The organism is Azospirillum sp. NS33 (genome assembly GCF_059703765.1).
In genome coordinates this window covers 1-1,015 of sequence record NZ_BAAKJB010000079.1, presented here as the reverse complement: position 1 = coordinate 1,015, position 1,015 = coordinate 1, and the positions used below count along the sequence as shown (strand labels likewise).

The 1,015-nt window shown below is 68.1% G+C and carries 1 protein-coding gene; it reads left to right on the top strand.

All coding sequences use genetic code 11. From position 1 onward, the window contains the following. Nucleotides 1-52 precede the first annotated feature (52 nt). Nucleotides 53-1,001 (top strand): IS630 family transposase gene (locus tag AC6H2I_RS30410; RefSeq protein WP_497504532.1). Its coding sequence is split into 2 segments (ribosomal slippage): nt 53-393 and nt 392-1,001, totalling 951 coding nucleotides; the frame shifts between segments, so codons are not numbered across the junction. The last annotated feature ends 14 nt before the right edge of the window (nt 1,002-1,015 follow it).

Below are 1,015 nucleotides of genomic sequence, written 5' to 3'. Positions count from 1 at the left end.
CCGAGGCTGAAATCTGATTCAAGATGTGGGCTGGTGAAGGAGGCCAGCCCGCATGACAGCACCTCTTTCCCTGGATTTGCGTGAGCGGTTGATCGCGGCGGTGGACGGCGGGCAATCCTGCCGCTCGGCGGCGAAACGGTTCGGCGTGGCGCCCTCGACGGCGATCAAGTGGGTCGCTCTGTGGCGGCGGGCCGGCCACGTGCAGCCCAAGCCGATGGGCGGCGACCGGCACTCGCATCGCATGGAGGCCCATGCCCCGGAGATCCTGGCGCTGATCGAGGCCACCCCCGACATCACCCTGGCCGAGATCGCGGCTCATCTGGAGAGCCGGCACGGGCTGCGGGTCGCGGTGAGTACGGTCTGGCGTCTGCTGGACCGGCACGGTCTGACCGTCAAAAAAAACCGCGCACGCCGCCGAGCAGCAGCGCCCGGACGTGCTGCGCCGCCGGCGCGCGTGGTTCGATCTCCAACCGGACCTCGATCCTGAGCGCCTGGTGTTCATCGACGAAACCGGCGCCTCCACCAAGATGGCGCGGCGGTGGGGGCGCGCCTTGCGCGGTGAGCGCTGCCGTGCCCCGGTGCCGCACGGGCACTGGAAGACCACCACCTTCGTCGGGGGCCTCCGGCTGGGCGGCATGACGGCGCCCATGGTGCTGGACGGGGCGATGAACGGCCCGGCCTTCGTGGCGTACGTCGAACAGGTGCTGGCGCAGACGCTGCGGCCGGGCGACGTCGTGGTGATGGACAATCTGCCCGCCCACAAGCTGGCGGCGGTGCGCGAGGCTATCGAGCGCGCCGGCGCCGAACTGCGCTTCCTGCCGCCCTACAGCCCCGACTTCAATCCGATCGAGATGGCGTTCTCCAAACTCAAGGCATTCCTGAAGAAGGCCGCGACGCGCACGAAAGACGCTCTCTGGGAGGCCATTCGACAGGGCATCGACGCAATCACGTCGGCGGAGTGCGTCAACTTCTTCGCCGCCGCCGGATATGACTGCGATTGAGAAGAAAATGCTCT